Source organism: Acinetobacter sp. PK01 (assembly GCF_022819285.1).
Classification (GTDB): Bacteria; Pseudomonadota; Gammaproteobacteria; order Pseudomonadales; family Moraxellaceae; genus Acinetobacter; species Acinetobacter tandoii.
On sequence record NZ_CP094644.1, the window covers coordinates 65,405 to 87,156 of the forward strand.

The 21,752-nt window shown below is 39.6% G+C and carries 17 protein-coding genes and 2 pseudogenes; 11 read left to right on the forward strand and 8 right to left on the reverse strand.

Translation table 11 applies throughout. The features are described 5' to 3' along the window. Positions 1-4: 4 nt before the first annotated feature. A complete protein-coding gene (locus MP622_RS16950; protein ID WP_243793698.1) occupies positions 5-670 on the forward strand; it encodes a GntR family transcriptional regulator in 666 nt (221 codons plus the stop codon). 12 nt (positions 671-682) lie between these two features. After that, a complete protein-coding gene (locus MP622_RS16955; RefSeq protein ID WP_243793700.1) occupies positions 683-964 on the forward strand; it encodes a DUF1330 domain-containing protein in 282 nt (93 codons plus the stop codon). 155 nt (positions 965-1,119) lie between these two features. On the opposite strand, the gene MP622_RS16960 is transcribed toward MP622_RS16955, so the two are convergent. The 6 genes from MP622_RS16960 to purU are packed head-to-tail and all read right to left on the reverse strand — an operon-like array spanning position 1,120 to position 8,074. After that, complete coding sequence (locus MP622_RS16960; RefSeq protein ID WP_243793702.1) at positions 1,120-1,779, reverse strand: sarcosine oxidase; 660 nt, start codon at positions 1,777-1,779, stop codon at positions 1,120-1,122. A gap of 2 nt (positions 1,780-1,781) precedes the next feature. Further along, positions 1,782-4,697 (reverse strand): glycine cleavage T C-terminal barrel domain-containing protein, encoded by a 2,916-nt coding sequence (locus MP622_RS16965; protein ID WP_243793706.1) that lies wholly within the window; start codon positions 4,695-4,697, stop codon positions 1,782-1,784. Beyond that, positions 4,694-5,026, reverse strand: a complete 333-nt coding sequence (locus MP622_RS16970) for a sarcosine oxidase subunit delta (protein ID WP_243793707.1) — start codon at positions 5,024-5,026, stop codon at positions 4,694-4,696. Before MP622_RS16970 ends, MP622_RS16965 begins: the two co-directional genes overlap by 4 nt. 12 nt (positions 5,027-5,038) lie before the next feature. Further along, positions 5,039-6,277, reverse strand: coding sequence for an FAD-dependent oxidoreductase (locus MP622_RS16975; RefSeq protein WP_111828282.1), 1,239 nt, complete (start codon positions 6,275-6,277; stop codon positions 5,039-5,041). A 40-nt stretch (positions 6,278-6,317) separates the two neighbouring features. Continuing rightward, positions 6,318-7,211: a bifunctional methylenetetrahydrofolate dehydrogenase/methenyltetrahydrofolate cyclohydrolase FolD gene (folD, locus tag MP622_RS16980; protein ID WP_243793708.1), complete on the reverse strand. Its 894-nt coding sequence runs from the start codon at positions 7,209-7,211 to the stop codon at positions 6,318-6,320. After that, entirely contained in the window at positions 7,208-8,074 is an 867-nt protein-coding gene (purU, locus tag MP622_RS16985) for a formyltetrahydrofolate deformylase (protein ID WP_243793710.1), read from the reverse strand. The genes folD and purU overlap by 4 nt, the downstream gene beginning before the upstream one ends. A 1,203-nt stretch (positions 8,075-9,277) precedes the next feature. Between purU and MP622_RS16990 the strand changes: the two are divergent. Then, positions 9,278-9,923, forward strand: a pseudogene (locus tag MP622_RS16990) (IS6 family transposase). 4,040 nt (positions 9,924-13,963) lie between these two features. On the opposite strand, the gene repM reads toward MP622_RS16990, so the two are convergent. Beyond that, positions 13,964-14,902: a replication initiation protein RepM gene (gene repM / locus MP622_RS16995; RefSeq protein ID WP_243793574.1), complete on the reverse strand. Its 939-nt coding sequence runs from the start codon at positions 14,900-14,902 to the stop codon at positions 13,964-13,966. Positions 14,903-15,305: 403 nt separating this feature from the next. Here repM and MP622_RS17000 point away from each other — a divergent pair, with 403 nt between their 5' ends. The 8 genes and pseudogenes from MP622_RS17000 (at position 15,306) to MP622_RS17040 (ending at position 21,031) form a co-directional block, all read left to right on the forward strand. Further along, on the forward strand, positions 15,306-15,944 hold the full coding sequence (locus MP622_RS17000) for an AAA family ATPase (protein ID WP_016165569.1): 639 nt from the start codon (positions 15,306-15,308) through the stop codon (positions 15,942-15,944). A 2-nt stretch (positions 15,945-15,946) separates the two neighbouring features. Continuing rightward, positions 15,947-16,234: a hypothetical protein gene (locus MP622_RS17005; protein ID WP_151833509.1), complete on the forward strand. Its 288-nt coding sequence runs from the start codon at positions 15,947-15,949 to the stop codon at positions 16,232-16,234. A 1,118-nt stretch (positions 16,235-17,352) separates the two neighbouring features. Beyond that, positions 17,353-17,919 carry a recombinase family protein gene (locus MP622_RS17015; protein ID WP_243793575.1) on the forward strand — a complete coding sequence of 189 codons (567 nt, stop codon included), beginning with the start codon at positions 17,353-17,355 and terminating at the stop codon, positions 17,917-17,919. A 362-nt stretch (positions 17,920-18,281) separates the two neighbouring features. Beyond that, positions 18,282-19,190, forward strand: a complete 909-nt coding sequence (locus MP622_RS17020; protein ID WP_243793576.1) for a cation diffusion facilitator family transporter — start codon at positions 18,282-18,284, stop codon at positions 19,188-19,190. Positions 19,191-19,241: 51 nt separating this feature from the next. Next, a pseudogene (locus MP622_RS17025) lies at positions 19,242-19,343 on the forward strand (arsenate reductase (glutaredoxin)); the annotation flags it as partial. 109 nt (positions 19,344-19,452) lie between these two features. Further along, the gene (locus tag MP622_RS17030) at positions 19,453-19,740 is read left to right on the forward strand and encodes a metalloregulator ArsR/SmtB family transcription factor (RefSeq protein WP_243793577.1); all 288 of its coding nucleotides are present in this window, start codon (positions 19,453-19,455) and stop codon (positions 19,738-19,740) included. 10 nt (positions 19,741-19,750) lie between these two features. Further along, positions 19,751-20,770 carry a permease gene (locus MP622_RS17035; RefSeq protein ID WP_243793578.1) on the forward strand — a complete coding sequence of 340 codons (1,020 nt, stop codon included), beginning with the start codon at positions 19,751-19,753 and terminating at the stop codon, positions 20,768-20,770. Between the two features lie 21 nt (positions 20,771-20,791). Continuing rightward, complete coding sequence (locus MP622_RS17040) at positions 20,792-21,031, forward strand: thioredoxin family protein (RefSeq protein ID WP_131367353.1); 240 nt, start codon at positions 20,792-20,794, stop codon at positions 21,029-21,031. Positions 21,032-21,108: 77 nt separating this feature from the next. Here MP622_RS17040 and MP622_RS17045 read toward each other — a convergent pair whose 3' ends face one another. Then, positions 21,109-21,564, reverse strand: a complete 456-nt coding sequence (locus MP622_RS17045; protein WP_243793579.1) for a universal stress protein — start codon at positions 21,562-21,564, stop codon at positions 21,109-21,111. Between the last annotated feature and the right edge of the window lie 188 nt (positions 21,565-21,752).

Sequence of the window (21,752 nt, forward strand, 5' to 3'; positions counted from 1 at the left end):
TGATATGAATCTTAAAATAGATAATCCGCCAGTCACCTTGCGTGAACTTTGCTTAGAGAAAATGCGCAACGCCATTATTACGGGATATTTTCCTTCTGGAAAACGCCTTGTAGAGCGCACACTATGTGAAGAACTTGGGGTTAGCCGATCTGTTGTGCGTGAAGTGATTCGCTATTTAGAAGCTGAGGGACTTGTGGAAATCCTTCCCAATAAAGGTCCTATCGTTTCCTTGTTAAATTGGGATATTGCCTCTCAAATTTATGAAATTCGATTGTTGCTCGAACAAAGTGCTGTGGCGGATTGCACCAAAAATCTTGATGAAAGCACGAAAGAACGTTTAATCATTTTATTAGAAGAATTAGAGCAAGATTTTTCTGCTGATGATATCAACCATATTATTGCCACTTCAGCCAAACTCTATGAAACCATTTTTACCACAGCAAAACATCACATCGCTTGGGAAGTAGTACAACGTCTAAATGGCCGTATTAGCCGTTTACGTGTCATGACCATGAAGTCGACGAAACGTGAAATCTCAGGTTTTCAACGCATTAAAAATATCTGCGAAGCGATTTATTTGCACCAAGACCCTGAACGTGCCAAACAAGCGGTTGCCGAACACATTGCAGAAGCCGCTGCAGTAGCTAAAAATATTTTGGATCAGAACTAAAAGGAATGACGCATGGCTGCTTACTGGATCGCACATATCACCGTACATGATATGCAACAATACCAACAATATATGCAACTCGCACCAGCTGCATTCCAAAAGTACGGTGCTAAATTTTTGGCGCGTGGCGGTGATTCTGTCAATTTAGAAGGACAAGCATTTAAACGTCATGTACTGATTGAATTTGCAGATTTAGCAACAGCACAAGCCTGTTATGATTCCATAGAATATAAAGCGGCTCGTGATGCTCGTGAAGGAAGTGCCGATGTCATGATTAGTATTGTTGAAGCTTAATCCAATCATCTGGCACAGCCCACTTTTCTACTTATCTTACTCATCTAGCTGTAAAAAAGGATAAATATGTTCACACATAGTTATCCTTGATTTTGACAAGTGAACACTACATGTTTAATGGGAAAATGCAGTGTTCACTATTTTGCCAACTGGTATTAAAGCAGCCCTTCTATGCCAACGACTTCGCCTTTAAATTCTTGTATCGCATCTTGCAAGACTTCCCATAAATATGCTGCCGCGGCGCGATCACACAGTAAATTAAACTTATGGGTTTGTGCATCACTCACATTGATCACAATTGCATTAATCCGAGCAATAGAGGTCTGCGCAATTTGTCCCACCGCAAATTCTTCCTGATGCAGATTCACGCCACATAGTTTTGCCATCACCACAGCCACATACTCCCCAGTTAACTGAATCCAAGCATGGCTATCTTGACGCGGCAGCAAATAATTGGCTGTGTCATCCATTTTCCAACCCTGTTCAAGCTGACTGACACGCTCACCAAAATCATTTAGAGAACCCAAAACACAATATTCAGTGAAGGATAAGCGTGCGACCCAGCTGCCATCTTCTTGCTTTAATGCCTGATTCGGCTTCTCAGGAAGATTAAATCCATAGGCACTTAGATATTGTGCTGCGTCTTGCCCACGAAAACCTACACGCGATAAATTGGTCAAATCAACGATTGCACATTGTTGAATCTGTGATTCGCTGGCTACACTACTGTCTTTAAGAAATTGTTTGCCCAAGCCAAAAGATTGATAGTGAGTCTGAGCAATCGGGCTACGTTCCGCTTGATAAAGTGCTTGCATTTTTAGATCTCCTGACGTTGGTTTTGTGGGTCATAAAATGGCGCTTTCACTACAGTGGCATGTACCACAGCCCCTTTTTCGACACGGATTGGAAATTGCTGTCCCACTTCACTTTGCTCGATGCCGACATAGGCCATGCCAATGATTTTGTCGAGGGTTGGAGAATATTCACAAGATGTGATGTTACCTGAAATATCACTGCCCTGAAGTACAATATGTCCTTCCAAAGGCTTCTCATGATGCTTATCTAAAACAAACGACACCAATTTGCGTTTCAGCTGCTGTGCTTCAAGAATTTCTATCGAACGTTTACCCACAAACCAAGGTTTGTTGCGCGCGACCGCCCAGCCCAAATCCACCTCTTGAGGATGGGTCATACCATCGGTATCTTGGCTAATAATGATATGTCCTTTTTCCAAACGTAATAGACGTTGGCTTTCTACACCAAAAGGCAGCATATTGAAGGACTGACCCGCCTGCATTAGTTTATCCCACATAAATTCACCGTAGCGTGCTGGGAAATGGATTTCATAACCCAATTCACCGACAAAACCCACCCGTAAAATTCGCACAGGGATACCATCAATGGTGCCTTTACGCAGACCTAAATATGGAAAGGCGGCATTGGATAAATCCACGTCATGACAGACCTTTTGCATCACTGCACGTGAGTTCGGACCTGCAATATTTACTGCTGCAAGCGCAGTAGTAACATTGGTAATATCTACATTCAAACGCCATTGCACATTCCACTTCAGCATTTGTTGATAGATACGATCCACCCCACTGGTGGTGGCTGTCACGTAAAAATGATTTTCACTGAGGCGCCCTGCAACCCCATCATCAATCACCACACCATCTTCATTCGCCATGACCGCATAGCGGGTTTTGCCAACAGGTAATTTGGCAAATCCGAAGGTATACAGACGGTTTAAAAACTCAGCACTGTCCGCACCACGAACTTCCAAGCCACCCAAAGTCGACACATCAATCATGCCGACATTTTGACGGACATTTTGTACTTCACTTTCGATGTTTTGCAGACGTTTATTGGCATCACCATAAAATGCCGGACGTTGCCAATTCCCCGCAGGCATCATTTTTGCGCCTGCTTCAATATGGCGTGCATGCATTGGGGTTTGACGGTACGGATCAAATCCGCGACCCGCAACATGCGCAAGTTTTTCTGCTGTAAATGGTGGACGCGCAGTGGTCACACCTGTTTCACTGACACTACGATCAGTCGATTTCGCCACTAAACGCGCAGTTGGTAAGGCAGAATGACGACCTTGCGATGGCCCCATGCCCACGGTTGAAAAACGCTTCACCAATTGCACATCGCGGTAGCCGCTCTTGGTGGCATTCACGATATCTTTAATTTGCAAATCTTCATCAAAATCGACAAATTCTTTGCCTTTAGGATGTGGGAAAATTGGCCAAGGAAAATTCACATCATGTTCAGACAACTGTTGGATTGAAAGCCCTTCTTCAGGCTGATTCAATGCGCGTGCGGCAGCCAATTTCGCAGTTTGCTGTGCATTTTCCAAGACCTGTTCAATTGCATGCACAGCATTGGCAGAACCTGCAACATACAGCCCTTTCGGTAAACCAGAAATGGTAAATTCGGCTTTGTGATCGTCATAACTGAGCTTGGCACCCGCCTGACACAGCAACTGATACACAGGCATATACCCCGAAGACATACACAATACATCACAATCAAGTTTCTTAGACTCTGTACTAACTTCGCCTTCAGCGACAATTTTACGAACATCAACACCTGTTACACGATGCATGTGTTTTTCATGCAGTGCTTCGTAAACGGTACTGCCCATATAACACGGAATTTTTTTCGCTTTGAGTGCTCCATAAAGTGCAGCATCCTTCGCGGTTTCACGCATATCAACCAATGCCACGACATTTAAACCAGCATCAATGAAATCCAGCGCGGCTAAATAACCATCATCATTGCCCGTCAAAATGGTAATCTTCTGACCCGGTTGAATGGCATAGAGTTTAATTAAACGCTGCACCGCACTGGTTAAAATCACGCCTGGCAGATCATTATTTCGAAATACCACTGGTTGATCAAAGCTACCACTGGCCACAATGCATTGCTTCGCGCGGACTTTGTATAAACGTTTGCCTTGAATCACAGGCAGATAATGATCGGTAAACCATGCATTACAGATGGACTCGGTCATTACAGTAATATTGGCATGCTGTTCAACTGCATTCAGCAATTGTTGGCGTAAAGCATTGGCTTTTTCACCTTTAAGATCGAAACGTGCATAGTTCAGACTGCCACCGAGGATTTTATCTTGCTCAATCAGCAATACTTTGGCCCCTGCATCCGCAGCACTGAGAGCTGCTTGCAGCCCTGCTGGACCTGCACCCACAATCGCGATATCGGTAAATAAATAGGCTTTGTCGTAATATTCAGGTTCAAAATTGAGATCCAAGACCCCTAAACCTGCTTTTTTACGAATTAACGGTTCCCAAAGTTTCCATACCCCTTTAGGTTTATAAAAGGAACGATAGTAGAATCCGACTGGCATAAATTTGGAAAATTTTCCTAAAAATGCGTCCGAGTCTTTCATCAGGGAACCTGAGAAATTTTGCCCACCTGAAACCAATCCAGAATGAATGATTGTTGTGTCTGCCAATACATTGGCTTCATGGGGCAATTGAACCAAGGTATTCGCATCTTGCCCCGCCATGGTCAGTGGCGCACGTGGACGATGGTATTTAAATGAACGCGACATTACCCAACGTTGATTCGCAATTAGGGCACTGGCGATACTATCCCCAGCAAAACCTTTAAATTTTTCAGCGTCAAACTCGAATTCAACTTCTTGACTGCGGTCAAGTAAAGTACCGTAAGGCAACGGGAGTCGTGGTAAGTTTAAATTGCTCATGCTAATGACTCCTTCTGTTGCTGTGCGACAGCTGTTTTTTTACTTTCAACGGCTGCAAATTCAACCCGCGTATTAAATAATTCTTTGGCATCAAAAGTTCGAATAATTTCATCGGTTACGGTATGGCGTTCGGCAATAAACCAATAGCTGCTTGGGGTATGCATCCACCACTCCCGCACAATACCTGCAATGTTTGCACTGTTAAAAACATAGTCCGCCCATTCAACGTCTGTACAGGTATTTTGATCTGGCATCTGTTTGACTTCACCGCCATAGGTAAATTCACTGATGTTACGAGGTCCATTTAAAGGACAATGCATAATTTTCATCTGATATTCTCCTTAATGGCTCGCAGCCGTTGCACCCATTTCATTGACTTGCTGGAAGCGACTAAAACGTTCTAATTCAAAAGGTTTAATCATTTCTGGTGTGCGACCTGTCGCCACCATTTCCGCCATGGTTTTTCCACAAATTGGTGTGGCTTTAAAGCCCCACGTTCCCCAACCTGCATCCAAGTAATAATTGTCATAAGGCGATTTACCCATAATCGGGCTATAGTCAGGTGTCATATCGGTAATGCCCGCCCATTGACGCATGAGTTTGGCATTGGCCATAAAGGGGAACATTTCAATTGCATGCGCCAATAGACTTTCTTTCAGGTCTAAAGTTGAACGCGTGTTATACAGTGGATAAGGATCTGAACCGCCACCAAATACAATTTCTCCACGGCTGGTTTGTTGCACATAACAATGTAAAGCCGAAGAACTCACCAAAGGATTCAAGAATGGTTTAAATGGCTGTGTCACCATGGCTTGCAATGGATAGGTATGAATCGGGGCACGAATGTTTAACTTATTCATTAAAATGGAAGAGGCACCCGCAATCGCCTGAACTGCACAACCACATTGCACTGTGCCACGGTTGGTTTTAACCGCAACCACCTTATTTTTATCCACCACAAAATCTTGAACTTCGGTTAACTGATGAATTTCAACCCCACGTTTTGCTGCTTCTTTGGCATAACCCCAAGCCACCGCATCATGGCGTGCAGTTGCACCATCAATATGCCAAAGCCCAGCCAACACAGGTAAATGTGCTGGGTCTAAATTCAAGCAAGGCACCAGTTCTTTAATTTGTTGGCGGTCAATCATTTCAGTGCGACCACCAAAATGCTTATTCACTTCTGCACGCTGACGGAATGCACGTACCGTTGAATCGGTATGCGCTAAAGTCAATTGCCCGCGTTCGGAATACATAATGTTAAAGTCAAACTCATTGGAGAGATCTTTAAACATACGTACCGATTCGGCATAAAATTTCACGCCTTCAGAGGTTAAATAGTTGGAACGGATAACCGCTGTATTTCGCGCGGTATTCCCCCCACCTAGATAAGACTTTTCCAATACTGCAATATTGGTAATTCCATGATATTTAGATAAATAATAGGCTGTTGCCAAACCATGACCACCGCCGCCAATAATGACAACGTCATAGTGAGATTTCAGCTCCTTCGGTGGAGGCAAATCCACTTCCACTGGATATTCATTACTCAATCCATACTTCAGTAGGCTAAATGGCATGGGGTGTCCTCCTAGGCGTCAAGCAACGCCTATAATCAATCTATAAATCTGGGTGTTGTAAGCGTGCTGCTTGTAAAGTATTTTTCATCAAATAAGCGATGGTCATCGGTCCGACTCCACCTGGAACAGGTGTGATGGCACTCACCATTGGCAAGGCATCTTCAAAATCGACATCACCGACTAAACGAGCCTTACCATCTTCCACAATGCGGTTAATGCCCACATCTATGACTACAGCATCTGCCTGTAAATACGAAGCGGTAACCATTTTTGGGCGACCTACCGCGGCAACCACAATGTCGGCTTGCTGGCAAATTTGCTGGATATTCTTGGTTTTGGAATGTACGACTGTGACCGTGCAGCTTTCTTTCAGGAGCAAAGCCGCCATAGGTTTCCCCACAATATTGGAACGCCCAATCACCACGGCATGTAAACCAGTTAAGTCTTCACCCAAAGCCTCTTTCAGCAAGCGAATACAACCTGTCGGGGTACATGGGGTAAGTACATCTCGCCCCTGACTTAAGCCACCGACGTTTTCACTGTGAAAACCATCGACGTCTTTTTTCGGATTAATCCGCTCCAAAACCTTGGTTTCATTAATTTGCTTTGGTAACGGCAACTGCACCAAAATGCCGTGTACGTCTGGATCTGCATTAAGTTCATCAATCTTGTTGAGTAAATCCACTTCAGACAGTTGTTCATCAAAGCGAAACTCGAGAGAGCGGATCCCGACAAATCGGGCTTTTTCGACTTTATTGCGTACATACACATGGCTTGCAGGATCATCACCCACTAGAACCACCGCCAGACAAGGCTCAATACCTTGCTGTTGCAATATCATCACATCGTGTTTGACTTCTTCTAGCACGCGCTGTGCGATGGCTTTGCCATCAATAATTTTGTCATCGTCTTGTTGTAATAAGGCCAGACTCATTTGAACACCACCGTACGGTTATCATTCATAAATACGCGATGCTCGACAAAATATTTCACTGCTTTAGACAGCGCGATTGTTTCGGTATCACGACCCACGGCAACTAAATCATCTGCAAGAAAATCATGATCGACACGTTGCACGGCTTGTTCGATAATTGGACCCTCATCTAGATCGCTGGTCACGAAATGGGCTGTCGCACCAATCAGTTTCACACCGCGATCAAATGCTTGGTGATAAGGTTTTGCACCTTTAAAGCCTGGTAAGAACGAGTGGTGAATGTTGATGGCACGGCCTGCAAGTTGGGTGCATAAGCTATTCGATAAAATTTGCATGTAGCGCGCTAAAATCACCAATTCCGTGTTGGTTTCATCCACGATTTTCAGCAATTCTTCTTCTTGTTGTTGTTTGGTTTCCTTGGTCACTGGCAGATAAATGAAGCGGATGCCTTCACGTTCTGCAATCGCACGTAAATCTAAATGATTCGACACAATCGCAGTGATCTCGAAACTTAATTCACCTTTATGGTAACGGTATAACAAGTTCAATAAGCAATGATCAAACTTACTCACCATAATCATGACTTTCATCGGTTTTTTCTTTTCATAGAATTTTGCATTCAATGAAAATTTTTCGGTGACTTCTGAGAAGCCTTGTTTTAATTGCTCAAGATCTCCTTTGCCATCGTTAAAGCGGAATACGATTCGAGTGAAGAAACGTCCAGTGATTTCATCATCGTATTGTGACATTTCACTGATAAAACAATTATTTCCCGCAAGATACCCTGAAACTGCGGCAACAATACCTGAAGCTGCAGGACATGAAATTTTTAAAACATACTGGTCGAGAAGATCTTGAGACATGGTATTTCCTCTATATGATTTTGGAGGGATTCACACTATAAAAAGACACCTTTAATTTCCTTTAAAGAAATTAATTTTCCTGTAGAGAATTTATATAAGATATTTTTGGTTTCGTCTATAGTTTTTTAATTTATTATTATTATTTTTCAATAGGTTACAATATTTTAAACAAGCGTAAGCATGGATGATGGCTTCCCATCATCCATGCCAAAAAGTGGCTTAACATAAAACTTCGACTTTATGGTATTGCTTTAATTGTAGTAATGAATTGAATGGATTCTCTGATTGGCATAAGAGGTTCAGGTGCTCATGAAACTGATGTGCGAACACATTATTGCAATGAATGATCCAGCCTTTGGCTGAATAATTTTCAATATTTTCCATATATAACTCACAAGCATCTTGCCCGATTAGTCGTATATTTTTTACTTTGAATAAACTTGTTGTACTCATTGACCTGACTCCTTGATGAAGTTGCAATAAGCTAAAAGCATAAAATATGCCAAATTATTATTTTTATATATTTCAATATTTTAAAATTTAATACCTCATTTTATTTCCTGATAGGAATTTTTTTTGCACGAGAACCGTGCAACGATTCAATCCAATTTGAATCATAAAAATGCAGTGTTTATTTCTCTTTTACTCTATTTAGGTCTCATTGTACAAACCATTTTATGGCTAAAATCTGATGAAAATAGAATTCGAGATTTATACCAATTACGGCTTAATTAAAATTCAGCAATAAAAAAGCCCGACATCCTGTCGGGCTTTTTCGTATTGGGTGTTTAGGTATAACTCCTGTCGTACCTCACGTCCTGGTGTCACACTTATCATTATTGTTTTATGTGTTAGAACATCCTGTTTTCTATGTCCCCATCATATGAAAAATCGCAGGGATGACATAGACGCAATGGTCTTTAATTGATGTCAGCCTGAGCTTACAAGATTGTTCAAAACTTACCCCAAGGTTTATCCGCAGAAATTGCGGATAATTTCCGAAGTGCAGGCATTGAGTTATCAGGGAAAAGTTAAAATATGATCGTTTTTGATCGATTTTATTGACTGAAGTTACAGGTTTGCTGAATATAACGCCGACTTATTTCGGCACTGTTGTAATTAGCTATAGATGATAAGCTAAAAGTTCAGTATATGAATCCTTTCCATGGTCGGCATTTTCAGGGTGGAATCGTTCTTTAGGCCCTGCGCTGGTATTGTAAATATTGCATTAGCTATCTCGAACTTCAGGAATTGCTTGCTGAACGCGGTGTAAAAGTTGATCACACTACGATTTATCGTTGGGTTCAACATTATGCTCCTGAAATAGAAAAACGTTTACGATGGTATTGGCATAATCCTAAAGAGTTAAGTTCATGGCATATTGATGAAACTTATCTAAAAGTGAATGGACAATGGTCTTATCTGTATCGTACAGTCGATCAATATGGCTATACCATTGATTTTTATCTTTCATCTAGACGTAATACCAAATCAGCCTATTGTTTTCTTGGTAAAATTTTTAATAATGTGAAGAAATGGAAGATGCCACAAGTGATCAATACGGACAAATCCCCCATATATGGATGTGCTTTGTCACGGTTAAAACACGAAGGAAAATGTCCGCTAGACCTTGAGCACAGGCAGATTAAAAACAAAAATAACGTAAGCTAATGTGATCATAGCAAGTTAAAGCTTAAAGCGAATTATCAAGGCGACCTTAGGATTCAAATTGATGAAGACGGCTTATGCCACAATCAAAGGTATTGAAGTGATGCGTGCATTACGGAAAGGGAAGGCATCATTATTTTATGCTGGTCAACCTCAAGATGAAGTCTATCTAGTAAACTAAATAGAGTTTTCAGTCTTTAAGTACTTTTTTTAAAAGGAAAATCATCGACTTAAATCTATATTTCCAACAGTGCCACTTTTTCGCTTTAGCACCTTAACTTATTTAAGTGGTGTAACTTGCATAACTTATGCATCCTATTTAGGTGACCTCAGTTATAGTATTCCGTGTCAGGAATCTGTCCACTTATTCTAACGGTGATGAGAACTGCAGCATTGCCTTAGATCTCCAGTGCTCAGTACTGGCCATCATGTAGCTTTTATCGCTTTAGCACCTTAACTTATTTAAGTGGTGTAACTTGCATAACTTATGCATCCTATTTAGGTGACCTCAGTTATAGTATTCCGTGTCAGGAATCTGTCCACTTATTCCAATGATGATGAGAATTGCAGCATCGACTTAGATCACCAGTGCTCAGTGCTGGTCATCGTGTAGCTTTTATCGCTTTAGCAACTTAACTTATTTAAGTGGTGTAACTTACATAACTTATGCATCCTATTTAAGTGACGTAAGTCATAGTATTCCGTGTCAGGAATTTGTCCACTTATTAGCGTCCGCGGAACTGCAGGATTTCTGGCTTTGTTGTTCGCAACGAGGTCTAATTCTGGAGTTCCGTATAAGGCATAATCAATAACGACATCTCGGCTGATAATCAGCGCAGTAACTTTAGCCAATCTCGCAGCAATTTCCATGTCAGGAATTTGTCTACTTATTCTAACGGTGATGAGAACTGCAGCATTGCCTTAGATCTCCAGTGCTCAGTACTGGCCATCATGTAGCTTTTATCGCTTTAGCACCTTAACTTATTTAAGTGGTGTAACTTGCATAACTTATGCATCCTATTTAGGTGACCTCAGTTATAGTATTCCGTGTCAGGAATCTGTCCACTTATTCCAATGATGATGAGAATTGCATCATCGACTTAGATCACCAGTGCTCAGTGCTGGTCATCGTGTAGCTTTTATCGCTTTAGCAACTTAACTTATTTAAGTGGTGTAACTTGCATAACTTATGCATCCTATTTAGGTGACCTCAGTTATAGTATTCCGTGTCAGGAATCTGTCCACTTATTCCAATGATGATGAGAATTGCAGCATCGACTTAGATCACCAGTGCTCAGTGCTGGTCATCGTGTAGCTTTTATCGCTTTAGCAACTTAACTTATTTAAGTGGTGTAACTTACATAACTTATGCATCCTATTTAAGTGACGTAAGTCATAGTATTCCGTGTCAGGAATTTGTCCACTTATTAGCGTCCGCGGAACTGCAGGATTTCTGGCTTTGTTGTTCGCAACGAGGTCTAATTCTGGAGTTCCGTATAAGGCATAATCAATAACGACATCTCGGCTGATAATCAGCGCAGTAACTTTAGCCAATCTCGCAGCAATTTCCATGTCAGGAATTTGTCCACTTATTCTAACGGTGATGAGAACTGCAGCATTGCCTTAGATCTCCAGTGCTCAGTACTGGCCATCATGTAGCTTTTATCGCTTTAGCACCTTAACTTATTTAAGTGGTGTAACTTGCATAACTTATGCATCCTATTTAGGTGACCTCAGTTATAGTATTCCGTGTCAGGAATCTGTCCACTTATTCCAATGATGATGAGAATTGCAGCATCGACTTAGATCACCAGTGCTCAGTGCTGGTCATCGTGTAGCTTTTATCGCTTTAGCAACTTAACTTATTTAAGTGGTGTAACTTGCATAACTTATGCATCCTATTTAGGTGACCTCAGTTATAGTATTCCGTGTCAGGAATCTGTCCACTTATTCTAACGGTGATGAGAACTGCAGCATTGCCTTAGATCTCCAGTGCTCAGTACTGGCCATCATGTAGCTTTTATCGCTTTAGCAACTTAACTTATTTAAGTGGTGTAACTTACATAACTTATGCATCCTATTTAAGTGACGTAAGTCATAGTATTCCGTGTCAGGAATTTGTCCACTTATTAGCGTCCGCGGAACTGCAGGATTTCTGGCTTTGTTGTTCGCAACGAGGTCTAATTCTGGAGTTCCGTATAAGGCATAATCAATAACGACATCTCGGCTGATAATCAGCGCAGTAACTTTAGCCAATCTCGCAGCAATTTCCATGTCAGGAATTTGTCCACTTATTCTAACGGTGATGAGAACTGCAGCATTGCCTTAGATCTCCAGTGCTCAGTACTGGCCATCATGTAGCTTTTATCGCTTTAGCACCTTAACTTATTTAAGTGGTGTAACTTGCATAACTTATGCATCCTATTTAGGTGACCTCAGTTATAGTATTCCGTGTCAGGAATCTGTCCACTTATTCCAATGATGATGAGAATTGCAGCATCGACTTAGATCACCAGTGCTCAGTGCTGGTCATCGTGTAGCTTTTATCGCTTTAGCAACTTAACTTATTTAAGTGGTGTAACTTACATAACTTATGCATCCTATTTAAGTGACGTAAGTCATAGTATTCCGTGTCAGGAATTTGTCCACTTATTAGCGTCCGCGGAACTGCAGGATTTCTGGCTTTGTTGTTCGCAACGAGGTCTAATTCTGGAGTTCCGTATAAGGCATAATCAATAACGACATCTCGGCTGATAATCAGCGCAGTAACTTTAGCCAATCTCGCAGCAATTTCCATGTCAGGAATTTGTCTACTTATTCTAACGGTGATGAGAACTGCAGCATTGCCTTAGATCTCCAGTGCTCAGTACTGGCCATCATGTAGCTTTTATCGCTTTAGCACCTTAACTTATTTAAGTGGTGTAACTTGCATAACTTATGCATCCTATTTAGGTGACCTCAGTTATAGTATTCCGTGTCAGGAATCTGTCCACTTATTCCAATGATGATGAGAATTGCATCATCGACTTAGATCACCAGTGCTCAGTGCTGGTCATCGTGTAGCTTTTATCGCTTTAGCAACTTAACTTATTTAAGTGGTGTAACTTGCATAACTTATGCATCCTATTTAGGTGACCTCAGTTATAGTATTCCGTGTCAGGAATCTGTCCACTTATTCCAATGATGATGAGAATTGCAGCATCGACTTAGATCACCAGTGCTCAGTGCTGGTCATCGTGTAGCTTTTATCGCTTTAGCAACTTAACTTATTTAAGTGGTGTAACTTACATAACTTATGCATCCTATTTAAGTGACGTAAGTCATAGTATTCCGTGTCAGGAATTTGTCCACTTATTAGCGTCCGCGGAACTGCAGGATTTCTGGCTTTGTTGTTCGCAACGAGGTCTAATTCTGGAGTTCCGTATAAGGCATAATCAATAACGACATCTCGGCTGATAATCAGCGCAGTAACTTTAGCCAATCTCGCAGCAATTTCCATGTCAGGAATTTGTCCACTTATTCTAACGGTGATGAGAACTGCAGCATTGCCTTAGATCTCCAGTGCTCAGTGCTGGTCATCATGTAGCTTTTATCGCTTTAGCACCTTAACTTATTTAAGTGGTGTAACTTGCATAACTTATGCATCCTATTTAAGTGACGTAAGTCATAGTATTCCGTGTCAGGAATTTGTCCACTTATTAGCGTCCGCGGAACTGTAGGATTTCTGGCTTTGTTGTTCGCAACGAGGTCTAATTCTGGAGTTCCGTATAAGGCATAATCAATAACGACATCTCGGCTGATAATCAGCGCAGTAACTTTAGCCAATCTCGCAGCAAGTTCCATGTCAGGAATTTGTCCACTTATTCTAACGGTGATGAGAACTGCAGCATTGCCTTAGATCTCCAGTGCTCAGTACTGGCCATCATGTAGCTTTTATCGCTTTAGCACCTTAACTTATTTAAGTGGTGTAACTTGCATAACTTATGCATCCTATTTAGGTGACCTCAGTTATAGTATTCCGTGTCAGGAATCTGTCCACTTATTTAAACGGTGATAAGAATTGCAGCAATAAATTATAAAGGCAGGATAGGTGGTTACTTAACCAGCATAAGTTATGTAACTTATGCTAATTCATATTAAAATCACATGAAAGCAATCTTATTTAAAAACTTAGTATGAGAGGGCGTGGTCTTTTGTTTAAAGTGACAATTAACTAAAGGGTTACTTCTTGTATTTAGGAGCATAACCAACTTCTAACAAATAAGAAAAATACTTTCTAACATTATCGCTATCAAGAAGATCACTTGATATCCTTTCCTGAAAGTCTTCTAGAGTCTCTCCACGATGTGCGAAATCATTACCAAATTTTGGATAGTTAGTAATATCACATAGCTTTTTAGCAAAGAATATACATTGCTTAGCTGTCAATTTATAAGTTGGCTCTAAATGAGCACTTGTACTCGTTTTATTTTGTTCTTTTTCTTCAAACATGAAGTGTAATTCTGAAATATTTCTTCCCTCCTTTTTTTGTATATAAGAAACAGTAATATCCGTAAATTTGTTAATTTGATTTAAAGCTACGGTAAGAACCCTTTTTTTAAAGTCTCCCATCTTTTTATATTCATCTTCTATCAATCCGAGTTTTGATCTAAGCTCATCTATAGAAATATATAACTTACCAGTTGATCTCCAACGTATGAGTAACTCATACAGGCGAATAGCATAAATGCTTGTAAGTGGTGAGATTTGTTTAAGTTCATATCTTGTGAACTTTTCTTCAAGTTTTACAAATAAGGGGATAATATCTGGTGCAAAAATTAGTTGGACGCATCCCTCTTCCTTAACATAACCAACTTTTGAAACCCACCTACTTTTGTATATTCCTATTTTTCCAGTTATAGGATCTACTGCTTTATAATTCAAATGCCGTTCAAAAAGATTATCACATGCAGATTGTAACGCTTCATAGGATGCTTGACGTCCTAAATTAAACTGTTTCATGTATTCAGAAGCATGAATCGTAAGTATAGTATCCGAAGTAAGTTCTTTCTCAATTTCTCGAGCAGCAATGATCGCAATTAATATTAGCCTTTGCTCAGATAGATTTAGTGAATACGATGCTTCAACCAAATTATTATCTTTATATACTATGTTACTCATAGGGAGATATATTAAGGAAAATGTTATAAATAGATATATTGACAATACTACTTAACGTCCACAAATGAAAGTATTTTTAATAAAAGAATTTGTCAACTTATGCACAGAATTTGTCAACTTAGAAACAGGAAAAAGTCAACTTATTGGTAGGAATTTGTCAACTTAGAAACAGGAAAAAGTCAACTTATTGGTAGGAATTTGTCAACATATACTTCCTGTATCCCTTTGGTAGTCAAGCTTTGAGCAGAGATATAAATAATAAATTTAAATAAATATATATAAATTCAAAAAGACCATTCTTTTGTGGATAACTTTTTTTTAATTTTTTTTTTCATGATAGTTGATTACTTCATAAATCACCTTTAAATTATATACAAACAAACTTACGTAACTTACATAAATTATGATTATCTTAGTTGGTGGTGAAAAAGGCGGTGCTGGTAAAAGCTGTTTAGCTCAAAATCTTGCAGTTTACTTACAACAAAGTCAGAGAGACGTCCTCTTATTAGATGCTGACCCTCAAGGAACAACAACAGATTGGGTTAAAGAAAGAGATGAAAACGATGAATTAAATAATATTCCATCAGTACAAGCATCAGGGAATATACGTTCAGTTTTAAAAGATTTAGACAAAAGATACCAAGATATTATCATTGATGCAGGTGGACAGGATTCTGAAGCATTACGTTCAGCAATGACTATAGCTACACATATGTTATTGCCGTTTAGACCCAAACGAAGAGATCTAAAAACTTTAGATCATATGGAACAAGTTTTAAAATTAGCAAAAACAGTAAATCCAAATCTGAAAGCTAGAGCAATTATTACTCAGTGTCCAACTCTTCCTTCTCAAGTTCAAAGAATTTTAGATGCAAAAGAGGCATGCAAATCATTTGGTATTGATGCATTGAATTCAATCACAACAAATCGAAATGTTTATGATGATGCAGATGAAAATGGGCTTTCGGTTTTTGAAGTAAATAGTGATCCTAAAGCGAAAGCTGAAATTGAAAGTATTGCAATAGAGTTTTTAGGAGTATAACTATGGCTGGTTTAACTGGACTAAACAAAAAAACTGAACCTACAGAACAAGATAAAATGTTAGATGCATTTATATCTGGTGCAGAAAAGAGGGTAAAGGCTTTAGAATCAAGTGAAAAAAAATTTATTCGTTACACTTTTTCTCTAAATGAAGATATTAGTAAACTAATTGATGAGCTGGTTGTAAAAGGGCAAAATGCAAGAATAAATCGTTCAAGCATTGTTCGAGCAGCTATAGAAAATTTATCGACATATAGTGCAGATGAATTAAAAGAAATATTAAATAAATAATTTAAAAATATCCCCCTTTTTTAAGGGGGATATTTTTTATCCAAGTTAAATTTACTGTAAGCCCCCGGTGAACCCTATAGATATTTTTAAATTCAGCTCAGGTTCCAGCAGTGTGGTAGTAATTTTTCTATTTGAGTTATTTTATATGAAGGCGGCCTTTTCTGCACAGACACGGATCTAGGCTATTCAGCTTGGCTGACTGGATTGATGTCATGATGTTTGATGCACATTGTCAAATTCTCTGTCAAGCTAAACTCTGAATCAATGCTTGTAATTGTTTCACTATGATGAGTTTGAGTCCAGTGAAATGTTGCTTGTTCCAACCGTAGAGCTCTGAATACCCAGTCCATCATGTATTAACACTTTTATACAATGACCACGCTTATTCCAAAACAAGATAACTTCAATGTTGCGATTTGACATGGTCAAAGGCTTTTAGGACATGAGAAAGTGCAGTATAAGTAACTGCTCGCATATCCATGGACTGAGTAGAAAGCCAGATTTCATCAATGTGAATCTTGTTGTGAGCACCTTGGGTAATTCTGCCAAAGTCAGTGCTCCTGATACCTTCCGTTTCAGCCCAATCGCTATGTTCGCATCAGGCAAAGTAATGTGAAAGGGTAGTATTGCTGTAATGGATAGATTAAACGTTGCAGGGTAAGGCAATGCAATGAATGTGGGCTTGGGTGGTGCCGAGCTTGTCCTCCATCCATAAGGTGAAACCATCTACATACGAGATTTGCATTTAGTACTTATTGAAAAGCGACTGAAGAGATGGATGTGTTGGGTACTTTACCAGATGCTTACCTTTAATCCTTCATAAATGAGTGTACTAGTGAACAATACCATTATAGCAGTTAGAGTTTAAACTTATTAAACTTATTAAACTTATTAAACTTATTAAACTTATTGTTGCTTAAGTGGTCTAACTAAAATTTTGTAGCAGAGAGATCTAATAATAAATGTATTAATAGAGCATACCCTAAAGTAACAATATGAAAGTTGGTAAAACCATGTATCATTTAAATGATTTTTAACCATATATAACATGTAACTTTGATATTAAAGATTTATAATTTACAAAACTGTTCATTTTTATCTAATTGGGGCGTGAAAAAGTGAAAGGTCAAAAAGTAGGTTATGTCCGGGTGAGTTCGGTCGAGCAAAATACTGGGCGTCAACTTGAGGGAATTGAAGTCGACCGGATTTTTGTCGACCGCGCTTCAGGTAAAAATACTGACCGACCGAAATTTCAAGAAATGTTGAACTATGTTCGGGAAGGGGACAGGGTGATTGTTCATTCCATGGATCGTTTTGCGCGAAGCCTGAAAGATTTGGTCACTGAAGTAGATAAACTGGTCAAACGAGGGATCGCCATCCAGTTTATAAAAGAAAATATTACTTTTACCGCCCAATCTACCCCGATGGATAATTTGATGCTGCAACTGATGGGAGCTTTTGCACAGTTCGAACGTGAAATTATTCTGGAACGGCAAAAGGAAGGAATTAAACTCGCCTCGGCTCAAGGGAAGTACAAAGGCCGGGTACATAAATTGAAGCCTGATCAAGCTGACGCTTTGCGACAAGCATGGAAGGAAGGGAAGTATCCTTCAAAAATGGCATTAGGCCAGGCATTTGGAATTAGTCGCCAAGCGGTATACCGTTATTTAAAAGCCGATGAATAACTCAATTGAAATTTACGACTATATTTAGTTTAGCTTATGTAAGCCCAAAATATAAATGTCCGGTTTCTCCAAAGTAAAAATGTCCGCTTTTAGAATACCAAATTTACACTAAGTATTTGATTTTTTATTTTTATAAATTAAAAGATCAACAAGCTAAAAGACGAATACGAGTTCGGATTGACTATGTAGAAGATAGAAATTTCGGAGATACTGAACCTGTTAGTGAAGGGATATCTGAGTTACGTTTACTATTCTTGGTATATAGCCGGTTGCTATAAGATTCCTTTGAAAAATAAGAAATTGCTTTGAAGTTTAAAATGCTTTAATTACTAATAATAATTTCTTTGGAATATTTACTGATTATGTCTCATTCTCATATCCACGGGACAGTCAATTATGGAACTGCTTTTGCAATAGGTATTGTATTAAATTTAGGATTCGTGGCAATTGAAGCAATTTATGGCTGGCATACGGGCTCTATGGCCTTACTGGCAGATGCAGGGCATAACTTAACTGATGTCGGGGGGTTACTTTTGGCTTGGGCTGCCTATAGTGCAGCTAAGCTGCAGTCTAATCGACGGCATACTTATGGCTGGAAAAAAGCTTCTATTCTGGCAAGCTTTATTAATGCAGTCCTGATTTTATTTGCCATGTTTGCTTTAGCATGGGAATCTATACAACGTATTCAGTCTCCAAGTCCTGTAGCAGCAATCACCGTTATGGTGGTGGCGGCAATCGGCGTGGCGGTGAATTTGAGTACAGCTTTTTTATTTCTAAAAAATAGTCAGCATGATTTGAATATCAGAGGAGCCTTTCTACATATGGCGGCAGATGCCGTTGTTTCTGTCGGGGTGGTGATTGCTGGGGCTTTATACTTATGGCAGGGCTGGTTATGGATTGATGCTGTAGTGGGGCTGGTTATCGCCATTATTATCATTCTAGGAACCTTTTCATTATTCAAGCAATCTTTACATTTACTTTTTGATGGTGTGCCAGATCAAGTCAATCTTTTGGAAGTGAGAAACTGTTTATTGAATACACCGAGTGTCGTGACTTTGCATGATTTACATATCTGGAGTATGAGTACCCTGGAGAACGCATTAACAGTACATGTGGTTTATGATGAAAAATTACAAAGCGCGGATGCCTTGTTGACAGTAATTACTGAATCTTTACATCATCATTTTGATCTCAACCATGTGACTGTACAGCTAGAATCCATCGATTATGCTGAACATTGTGAGATGAACCATAAAGATCATGTTTCATAGACATGTGTTATTTAGCAGCCCCTGCAGAAACCCTATATTTTGTATTGTCGATCAGAAGTGGTTGTAGATATTCTTCCTTTGCCACAGTAAGGTACTTTTATTAAAAAAGATGGAAAAATCATTATTGATGGAAATGGTAAGCATTTAAAATAAAAAATAATTTATTGTGAAAGCCCAGAAAAATGGGCTTTTTTATTTTCCATATCACATTGACAGTGATCAATATAATTTACATACTGGTTATATTAGAGTCAATCAAGGAATGTGTAGATTGAACAATCTTCAGGCCTGTCATCTATATAAAGCTTTAACGGATGAAACGCGGATAAAAATTTTACAAACACTGCATTCAGGTGAATGTTGTGCCTGTGAACTGTTGAAAAACTTATCTATTACACAATCTACGCTCTCACATCATATGAAGTGTCTGACTGAACTTGGTCTAGTCAAGGGGAGAAAAGATGGACGCTGGATGCGTTATTCACTAAATACCCTTTGTACCGAACAGCTGTATTCATTCACTAAAACACTTTTAGTCGGTCAAGGTTAGGGGGATTTAAATGGACAGTATTATTGCAATCTTTGCATGGTTAAATAGCGTCCTGTTGAAAATGACATGGCTATCAGATGGGGTTGCCTGGTTTGTTGAAAATATCTTAGGTTTATCGATTGCTACACAAGTCGGTGGCAGCGTGCATTTTTTTATCTATGACGTCATCAAAATTTTTATACTTTTAAGTGTCCTGATCTATTCACTGTCATATATCCAGAGCTATTTCCCTCCAGAACGAACTCGACAAATTCTGGGACGCATGAAAGGGATTAAAGCCAATATCATGGGTGCCTTACTGGGAACCATTACTCCATTTTGTTCCTGTTCCTCTATTCCTATCTTCATTGGTTTTACTCGGGCCGGTTTGCCTGTTGGCGTAACATTCTCCTTTCTGATTTCCTCTCCCTTGGTCGATTTAGCTTCCATCATTTTACTCGCCAGTATTTTCAACTGGAAAATTGCCATGATCTACGTGGTACTCGGTCTGATTCTGGCGGTCCTGGGTGGTTCACTCATCAGCTTTTTCAAAATGGAAAGGTATGTCGCTGAATTTGTAACGCACAGTAATGCGGTGCAAGGGGATGAAGATTTTAAAATGTCCGCTAAAGAGCGTCGTGAATTTGCCTGGGAGCAGGTGGTCGAAATCTTCCGGAAAGTCTGGATCTATGTCTTGATCGGTGTCGGTATTGGCGCAGCGATTCATAACTGGATTCCAGAGCAGTGGATTACGGCCTTATTAGGACAAGGCCACTGGTATTCAGTGCTTGTTGCGGCTGTGGTCGGCATGCCGATGTACGCAGACATATTTGGGACTTTACCTATCGCAGAAGCATTGGTAGCTAAAGGTGTGGGCTTAGGTACAGTTTTGGCCTTTATGATGGCGGTGACAGCACTTTCGCTGCCATCGTTAATTTTGTTAAAGCAAGTCGTGAAAAAACAATTGCTCAGCCTTTTTGTCGCGATTGTTTTTGTTGGTATTTTAATCATTGGATATAGTCTAAATTTAGTTGGTCAGTTCTTTATATAAAGCAGTCTCAGGAGATTAGAAATGCAGATTAAAGTTATGGGTACAGGTTGTCGTAAATGTAAGGCTTTATTAGCAGCGACAGAAGAAGCAGTGAAAAACAGTGGTGTACAGGCTGAAATTGAGTATGTCACCGACATGATCAAGATTGCTGAAACAGGTTTGATGAGTACGCCTGGTCTAGTCATTAATGATAAAATTGTCTCAAGCGGTAAAGTATTAGAAGCTCAAGCGGTGGCTGAGTTAATTGAAAAAAACAAGTAAATTGAGTTATTGAAATTTAAGTTTAAAAACCAGTTGCTCCGGCAACTGGTTTTTTATTTGAATGAATAAGAGCAGACTTATTGCTTAACAATCAGTACCGGCAATGGTGAGAATTTTAATACTTCTTCAGCTACACTGCCTAGAGTCAGTTTCTGGATACCCTTACGTCCATGAGATCCCATAATAATGAGGCTAACATCCAGTTCTTCTGCGACTTTGACAATATTTTTTGCAGAAACTTCAGCTTTAATGATTTTTGTTTCAAATTCACTCACGCTTTGATTAGCACATATTTTCTCTGCTTCTGTTAAAGCATGCTTTGCATTGAGACAAGCTTCATCAAAATATGCTTTCATGGTCTGAGCATCAGCCCCGAAATAATAAAAGTCAGCGTTTACAAAAGGATTCTCTTCCACAATGCTAATAATCGTAAGCTTGCTCTCAAGAGAATTGGCCAAAACTGTGGCTTGTTTTAAAGCGGCGAAGGCACTCTCAGAGCCATCGATAGGAACCAAAATATTCTTATTAGCCATTGAACAATCCTTAATACCCATAATTTTAAAACTATTTTTATTCATAGCACAGCATGGAAAGGCTGGGCAATTTTAATCTGAATTTTTCCTGCTTGGATTATACTAAAGAGATTGTTTTCTAATTTTTATTTATATTATTTATTGGATATTTGCATTATCAAATGGGGTATCTATGAACCGCATTGAAT

Excerpts from the sequence above, each read along its gene's own strand:
- MP622_RS16950 (WP_243793698.1), top strand. The coding sequence starts at position 5 with ATGAATCTTAAAATAGATAATCCGCCAGTCACCTTGCGTGAACTTTGC.
- MP622_RS16955 (WP_243793700.1), top strand. The coding sequence starts at position 683 with ATGGCTGCTTACTGGATCGCACATATCACCGTACATGATATGCAACAA.
- MP622_RS16960 (WP_243793702.1), bottom strand. The coding sequence starts at position 1,779 with ATGCAAGCACTTTATCAAGCGGAACGTAGCCCGATTGCTCAGACTCAC.
- MP622_RS16965 (WP_243793706.1), bottom strand. The coding sequence starts at position 4,697 with ATGAGCAATTTAAACTTACCACGACTCCCGTTGCCTTACGGTACTTTA.
- MP622_RS16970 (WP_243793707.1), bottom strand. The coding sequence starts at position 5,026 with ATGAAAATTATGCATTGTCCTTTAAATGGACCTCGTAACATCAGTGAA.
- MP622_RS16975 (WP_111828282.1), bottom strand. The coding sequence starts at position 6,277 with ATGCCATTTAGCCTACTGAAGTATGGATTGAGTAATGAATATCCAGTG.
- folD (WP_243793708.1), bottom strand. The coding sequence starts at position 7,211 with ATGAGTCTGGCCTTATTACAACAAGACGATGACAAAATTATTGATGGC.
- purU (WP_243793710.1), bottom strand. The coding sequence starts at position 8,074 with ATGTCTCAAGATCTTCTCGACCAGTATGTTTTAAAAATTTCATGTCCT.
- repM (WP_243793574.1), bottom strand. The coding sequence starts at position 14,902 with ATGAGTAACATAGTATATAAAGATAATAATTTGGTTGAAGCATCGTAT.
- MP622_RS17000 (WP_016165569.1), top strand. The coding sequence starts at position 15,306 with ATGATTATCTTAGTTGGTGGTGAAAAAGGCGGTGCTGGTAAAAGCTGT.
- MP622_RS17005 (WP_151833509.1), top strand. The coding sequence starts at position 15,947 with ATGGCTGGTTTAACTGGACTAAACAAAAAAACTGAACCTACAGAACAA.
- MP622_RS17020 (WP_243793576.1), top strand. The coding sequence starts at position 18,282 with ATGTCTCATTCTCATATCCACGGGACAGTCAATTATGGAACTGCTTTT.
- MP622_RS17030 (WP_243793577.1), top strand. The coding sequence starts at position 19,453 with ATGTGTAGATTGAACAATCTTCAGGCCTGTCATCTATATAAAGCTTTA.
- MP622_RS17035 (WP_243793578.1), top strand. The coding sequence starts at position 19,751 with ATGGACAGTATTATTGCAATCTTTGCATGGTTAAATAGCGTCCTGTTG.
- MP622_RS17040 (WP_131367353.1), top strand. The coding sequence starts at position 20,792 with ATGCAGATTAAAGTTATGGGTACAGGTTGTCGTAAATGTAAGGCTTTA.
- MP622_RS17045 (WP_243793579.1), bottom strand. The coding sequence starts at position 21,564 with ATGGCTAATAAGAATATTTTGGTTCCTATCGATGGCTCTGAGAGTGCC.